Genomic DNA, 6,301 nt, shown 5'->3' with positions numbered 1-6,301 from the left:
GGCGGCGGCTGGCGGCGCTGATCGGCTAGCTAGGTCTTCCTTGCGGCGAAGCTCCGGTTGACCCGCAGCGCCGTCACAAGCGTGGCTTTGCGACGTCCCTCGACCTTCGCCGATCGACTATCGTGCCGCAAGCGAGGAGCCGATCTCCGACATCGCCAGGCCCGGTACGTTCTGCGCGCCCGCCTTGACGACGCCCGTCGACGCCTTGATCGCGCCGCCGACCGGCTCGGCGCGTCCGCCCAGACATGGCTTGAGGAAGTTCTCGGCAACGGCATTGAAGGCGATGTTGTTCACCGGCCGTGCGAAGCCGTGGCCCTCGTCGGGGAAGACCACGTAGGTGACGGGAATCTTCTTGGCTTCCATCGCCGCGACGATCTGGTCGCTCTCGCGCACGTTGACGCGCGGATCGTTGGCACCCTGACCGATCAGCAGCGGCCGCTCGATCCTGTCGGCGAACGTCAGCGGCGAGCGATCCTTGAGCATCGTGCGGCCGGCATCGGTGGTGGGGTCGCCCATCCGCTTGTAGAATTGCTGCTTGCCCGCCTCCCAATAGGGCGGGATCGTCTGGAGCAATGTGAACAGGTTGGAGGGTCCGACGATGTCGACGCCGCAGGTGAACTCCTTGGGCGTGAAGGTCAGGCCGGCGAGCGTCGCATAGCCGCCATAGCTGCCGCCCATGATCGCCACCTTGTCGGGCGTGGTAACACCCTGCTTCACTGCCCAGTCGACCGCGTCGATCAGGTCGTCGTGCATCTTGCGGCCCCATTGCAGGTCGCCGGCGGAGATGAACTTCTTTCCGAAGCCGGTGGAACCACGATAGTTGACCGACAGCACCGCATAGCCGCGATTGGCGAGCCACTGGTGATAGCCGTTATAGCCGAAGCCGTCGCGCGCCCAGGGGCCGCCGTGAACGAACAGCACCATCGGCACCGGATGCGAAGCCTTGCCGGTCCCCGCCGGATCGGCGTCCTTGGGCAACGTCAGATAGGAGACGAGCGTCAGCCCGTCGCGCGCCTTGATCTCCTGGGGATGCATCGCGACCAGCGGCGCTCCCTCCAGCTCGGGCCGGCTGACGTAGAGCTGCTTCAGGGTCTTGGCATGGCGGTCGTAGAGCCAAGTCGAGGCCGGCGCGGTCACCGGATCGAAGCCGACGATCCACTTGCTGTCGTCGTCGGTGCGCGATCCGATGCCGAACTGGCCCTTGTTCTGCGCTTTCAGAAAGGCGAGGTCGGCCTTGATCGAGCCGTCGAGCGGGACATACTCGGTGCGCAGGTAGTTTACCGCGTAGGCCTGGATGCGGCCTGTTTTCGGGTCGGCAAGGGCGCTGCCTATGTCGGCTTTCGGACTGTCTGCCAGCAGCGTCATCTTGCCGGTTGCGGCGTCCTGCGCGAACAGCCCGGCGGTGTCGCGGTTGCGGCTGTCGATCCAGTACAAGGTCTTGCCGTCGACCGTGTAGCCTGCCGGCGAGGTGGTGAGACTGTCGTCGAGGCCGTAGCTGACGAACGGCGTCGTTTCGACCTGACCGTCGTTGATGCGAAAATAGTCGGAGCCGCCATCGGCGCGCGGCTTGACCGCCATACGCAGATGGAGGCCGTCGTCGGCGAGGAAACCGGCAAAGCCGTCGTTCTTCATCATCAGCGTCAACCTGCCGGTCGCGGGCTCGAGCAGATAAACGTCGTGCCAGCGGGGATCGCGGTTGTTCAGCCCGATCAACAGTCGATCCTTGATCGTCGTGCTCGACCCGATCAGCCGTACCGCGGTCTTCGGGAACGGCGTCAGCGCCTTCTGAGCGCCGGTTGCCACGTCGACGCCGTAGAGCAGGAAGTTCTCGTCGCCGCCTTTGTCATTTACGAACATCACCTGCTGCGAGTCGGGCGACCAGAAGCTGCCACGGATCGGCCGAGATTTCTCCGCGGTCAGCGGCTTGGCCGCCGACAGGTCGCCGGTCGGCGCGACCCACACGTTAAGAACTCCGTCGCGCGGCGCGATGAAGCTGATCCATTTGCCATCGGGCGAGATCTGCGCGCCCGCCTTGGTCGGGTTGCCGAACAACTTGGTTCGCTCGATCAGCGGCAGGTCGGTCTGCGCAAGTGCCGTGTGCGGCATGGCGTTGAGGCCGAGAGTGACGGTGCCTGCAACAAGCCCGAGCTGCTTCATGACGTGCACGATTGATGATCTCCCCCTGAGAAGACCGCATCATGCGCTTCTGGCATGTGACCTGCAACATCTTCGCAGATGCTTGCTCGTCTCTCATCACGATGACCACTGCGGATCGGCGTCGGCTCTTCAACGCAACGGAAGTTGGCCATCCAGAGTCGAACGCTGAAGGCCTCGCGCTTCCACAAGACGGGATCTGCGGCGTTACAGTCAGCCAGATGTTATAAGTCTAGAGACGAAGCTGGGGGCGGACCTTCTGTAAGCGGCCGGAGAGGATCTGACCAAGACGCTTATAGATCATCAAGGCGCTGGCGGCGCTGCAGATCGTGGTCCACACGGTCTGCCTTCTGCACATGAACACGCGCTTGGAGGGGCCTGGGACGATGATGGCGCTGATCTTCACCGTCGTCGCCATCGCGCTCAGAGGCTCATTACTAGTCATGTACCGTCTCATCGCCAACATGCTGCCAGTGGCGGCGCACAGCATGACCGCCACTGCATGAGCGCCGGCCGGCCTCGCCGCGCGGTGATCGGCATCGGCCTGCTCGGGTTGTTCGCGGCGGTCGGCTTTGGGTGGCTGGGGGCGTGGCAGGTGGAACGGCGCGCGTGGAAGCTGGACCTGATCGCCCGCGTCGAGCATCGCCTCGCCGCCGCGCCGGTCGAGGCACCCGGCCCGGCCATGTGGCCGAGCATCTCCCGCGGCCAGGACGAGTATCGACGAGTACGGGTCACCGGCCGCTTCCTGGCTCGCCGGCGCACGCTGGTCGCCGCGTCGACCGACGAGGGTCCGGGCTTCTGGCTGATGATGCCGCTGCGCGAGGCGCGCGGCTTCACGGTGCTGGTCAATCGCGGCTTCGTGCCCTCGCCCCGCGAGGCGGCGGCGGTGCCCGAGGGTGCCGCGTCGCTGATCGGCCTGCTGCGCGTGAGCGAGCCGGGCGGGGATCTGCTGCGGAGCAACGATGCAGCTGCCGGCCGCTGGTACTCGCGCGACGTCGCCGCGATCGCCGCCGCGCGCAGGATCGGCCCGGTCGCCCCCTATTTCATCGATGCGGCCGCCGGGCCGGACGCCAGGCCTTATCCGCATGGCGGGCTGACGATGGTCACCTTTCCCAACAACCATCTGGCCTATGCCGCCACCTGGTTCACGCTGGCGGCGATGGTCGCCGGCGCCACTGTCTTCGTCGTCCGCCAGGAGTGGAGCCGGGCGGACGGGTTATGACTAACACGCCTGTCCCTGACGCGCTGGTCTTCCACCGCGGCGGAGTGACAGAACCTGCTGCAGCTCCTTGAATATGCTGGATGCGATCATCGGGTACCTCGCGACCATCATGACCTTACGAGGCTTGTGCGTTCCGATGGGAACATCCTCCGCCGATCCGGCGCTTGGCATGGACATGGCGCTAAAGGAGAAAGCATGGCCGACCGTCTCGACATCGACAAGGCGAGCATCTTCGACAATCTGGACGAACAGCAGGTCGAGTTCACCGGTGAGATCGACGGTGATGAATATCAGTTTGCTGTCCAGTACAACGTGCTGGAAGCGCTGAGCGGGGATGCTCCCGAGGGTGACGCAGCCGAGACCTTTGGCCGCTTCGTCGACCCGATCAGCGACGCCGCGCTGGCCGCGCTTGCCCGCGACGATGATCAGCCGATCATCGTCATCAGCGAGAACGATCTGGAATGACGACGGGCCGCCAGGCGGTGGCAGGGCAGCTTAGACGGCGAGCTGATCGTCACCAGCGCGTGGCGATCGGGCCAACCAGCCCCGCCGGCTCGGCTGGTTCATCTACGCAGAAGCGCAGCCGCCCAGCATCCGGGCGCAACGTGCGAGGCTCCCGACCGTTGAGCATGCGACCGCCGAGGTGACGGCGTGTCTCTCGCAAAGGCAGGCAGATGGCAGAGAAGATCTGGTTCGTGACGGGTGCGTCCAAGGGGTTCGGCCGCATCTGGTCGGAGGCGGCGCTGAAGCGCGGCGACAAGGTGGCGGCGACCGCACGCCGGATCGACGACGTCGCAGGCCTTGCGGACGCCTATGGCGATGCCGTGCTGCCGCTCGCGCTCGACGTCACCGATCGGGCGGCGGTGTTCGCGGCCATCGGACAGGCGCACGAGCGGTTCGGACGGCTGGACGTGGTCGTCAACAACGCCGGCTACGGCCTGTTCGGCACGATCGAGGAGGTGAGCGAAGCGGACGCTCGCGCCCAGATCGAGACCAACCTGTTCGGTGCTCTCTGGGTGCTGCAGGCAGCGCTGCCGATCATGCGCGAGCAGCGTGGCGGACACCTCATCAGCACGTCGAGCATCGGCGGCGTCACCGCCTTCCCGAATGTGGGCCTGTACCACGCGTCCAAATGGGGGCTGGAGGCGATCAACCAGTCGCTGGCGCAGGAGGTGGCGGCGTTCGGCATCAAGGTGACGCTGATCGAGCCGGCCGGCTACACGACCGACTGGAGCGGCCCGTCGGCCAAGCGCTCCGATGAGATGGCCGCCTATGATCCGATCCGCCAGCAGCGTACCGAAAGCGCCAAGTCGCGGACCAAGGGCGATCCCTACGCGACCGCCGACGCGGTGCTGCAGATCGTTGACGCGGAGCAGCCGCCCCTGCGGTTCCTGCTCGGCAGCGACGGCTTGCCGATCATCCGCAAGGACTATGATAGCCGGCTTGCGGTCTGGGACGGGTGGAACGCGGTCTCCTCGGCGGCGCAGTAGGATGGCCCCTGGCGGGGGCTGCCTGGACGCGCAGCCGATCAACGCCACAACGTCGAACGCCACCTCGTTGATCGCCAGACCGACAAGGAACGACGCTTCGCCGCCTTGGCGGTATTGGCACAATCTCGCGAGCTGATCATTGCCTTCAAAGCCCGAAGTGCATCCGATGGTAGCCGATCCGCCCTAGGCTGACAGCACCGCCACACGATGCTGTCACGGCTTTAGGTCCGGAGCACCTCCTCACTCATGTCGCAACGCGCGGGCGGGTTCGGCGCGGGCGACGCGCCAGGCCTGGCCGACGACGGTGACGGCCGAGATCAGCACCGCCGCGAGGCTGGCACCGACGAAGAACAGCGGCGACAGCGCCACCCGGTCGTCGAACCCCGACAGCCACCGCCGCATCGCCACGAAGGCGAGCGGCCAGGCGAGGAGGTTGGCCAGCAGCACCGGTCGCATGAACTGCCCGATCAGCAATCGCAGCACGTCGCTGGTCGAGGCACCCAGCGTCTTCCTGATGCCGATCTCCTTGACCCGCCGCGCAGTGTCGAACGCGGCGAGGCCGTACAGCCCGAGGCAGCCGATCACCACCGCCAGCACCGCGCCAATCGTGAACAGCCGCGCGCGCTGAGCGTCGGGTCGGTAGCCCTCCTCGACATACTCGGCGGCAGTGCCGGTCTGAATCGTTAGGTCTGGTGCGACGCGCCGGGATGCCTTCTCGATCGCGGACGCCGCAGCATCGGCCGGCCCGGTGAAGCGAACCGCGAAATTCTGCCCGATGTCGTCCGCGCCAGGTGCGTAGACCACCGGCGTCGCCGGTTCCCGAGGTGAGGTGAACCGCAGGTCGGCCACCACCCCGATCACGCGCGCGTCCGCAAACGGGCCGCCGCGTATCGACCGGCCGATGGCCAGGGCAGGACCGGCGAAGCCCAGCGCGCGGACGGCCGATTGGTTCAGGATCAGATTGACGCTGACAAGCTGCCCGTCGCGGTGGGTCAGAACCGCGGGCTCGTCCATCCCGTGCACGCGATCGAACAACCGCCCGGCAAGCCGCCGTGCGCCGTAGGTGGCGAAATAGCCGGGACCGGCGGGAACGATCGTGGCGGAGACCTTGCGCAGCGGCGCATCGGGCCTGGTGAACGGCAGCGATGCAACCGCCGGCAGCCAGCTCGGCGCTTCATCGGCTACGGTCACGCTGGTCACCAAGGGCAGGGCGGCGAAGGCAGCGAGCAGGGCGCGGCGGTGAACCGGGTCGAGCGCCCGATCGTCGATCGCCGACACGATCAGCAGGCCCTCGCGTTGGAAGCCCATGTCCGCCGCGCGCAGATGCGCGACCTGCGCGACCATGATCGCGGTGCCGATGCCGAACGCCACCGCGACCGCGAACTGCACCATGACCAGCGCCTGGCGCAGCTGCGCGCCCGCGCGGCCACCGCCC

The 6,301-nt window shown here is 66.7% G+C and carries 6 protein-coding genes; 4 read left to right on the top strand and 2 right to left on the bottom strand.

The window, feature by feature from the left end:
- Positions 1–117 precede the first annotated feature (117 nt).
- Positions 118–2,157: a S9 family peptidase gene (locus tag HUU96_RS09500; RefSeq protein WP_174292579.1), complete on the bottom strand. Its 2,040-nt coding sequence runs from the start codon at positions 2,155–2,157 to the stop codon at positions 118–120.
- 353 nt (positions 2,158–2,510) lie between these two features.
- On the opposite strand from HUU96_RS09500, the gene HUU96_RS09495 reads away from it, so the two are divergent.
- The 4 genes from HUU96_RS09495 to HUU96_RS09480 all read left to right on the top strand — a co-directional run bounded on the left by HUU96_RS09495 (position 2,511) and on the right by HUU96_RS09480 (position 4,866).
- Entirely contained in the window at positions 2,511–2,660 is a 150-nt protein-coding gene (locus HUU96_RS09495) for a hypothetical protein (RefSeq protein ID WP_174292578.1), read from the top strand.
- The gene (locus tag HUU96_RS09490) at positions 2,657–3,376 is read left to right on the top strand and encodes an SURF1 family protein (protein WP_174292577.1); all 720 of its coding nucleotides are present in this window, start codon (positions 2,657–2,659) and stop codon (positions 3,374–3,376) included. Before HUU96_RS09495 ends, HUU96_RS09490 begins: the two co-directional genes overlap by 4 nt.
- A 195-nt stretch (positions 3,377–3,571) precedes the next feature.
- A complete protein-coding gene (locus HUU96_RS09485) occupies positions 3,572–3,841 on the top strand; it encodes a DUF1488 family protein (RefSeq protein WP_174292576.1) in 270 nt (89 codons plus the stop codon).
- A 209-nt stretch (positions 3,842–4,050) separates the two neighbouring features.
- Complete coding sequence (locus tag HUU96_RS09480; RefSeq protein WP_174292575.1) at positions 4,051–4,866, top strand: SDR family oxidoreductase; 816 nt, start codon at positions 4,051–4,053, stop codon at positions 4,864–4,866.
- A 240-nt stretch (positions 4,867–5,106) separates the two neighbouring features.
- Here the strand turns inward: HUU96_RS09480 and HUU96_RS09475 are convergent.
- A partial coding sequence (locus HUU96_RS09475; RefSeq protein WP_368039759.1) for an FtsX-like permease family protein occupies positions 5,107–6,301 on the bottom strand: 1,195 nt, incomplete at its 5' end.

Source organism: Sphingomonas bacterium (assembly GCF_903644135.1).
Classification (GTDB): Bacteria; Pseudomonadota; Alphaproteobacteria; order Sphingomonadales; family Sphingomonadaceae; genus Sphingomonas.
The sequence above is the reverse complement of the archived record's forward strand: the minus strand, read 5'-3'. Positions and strand labels throughout refer to the sequence as shown.

Coding starts and splice junctions, on each gene's coding strand:
- HUU96_RS09500 (WP_174292579.1), bottom strand. CDS start 2,157: ATGAAGCAGCTCGGGCTTGTTGCAGGCACCGTCACTCTCGGCCTCAAC.
- HUU96_RS09495 (WP_174292578.1), top strand. CDS start 2,511: ATGAACACGCGCTTGGAGGGGCCTGGGACGATGATGGCGCTGATCTTC.
- HUU96_RS09490 (WP_174292577.1), top strand. CDS start 2,657: ATGAGCGCCGGCCGGCCTCGCCGCGCGGTGATCGGCATCGGCCTGCTC.
- HUU96_RS09485 (WP_174292576.1), top strand. CDS start 3,572: ATGGCCGACCGTCTCGACATCGACAAGGCGAGCATCTTCGACAATCTG.
- HUU96_RS09480 (WP_174292575.1), top strand. CDS start 4,051: ATGGCAGAGAAGATCTGGTTCGTGACGGGTGCGTCCAAGGGGTTCGGC.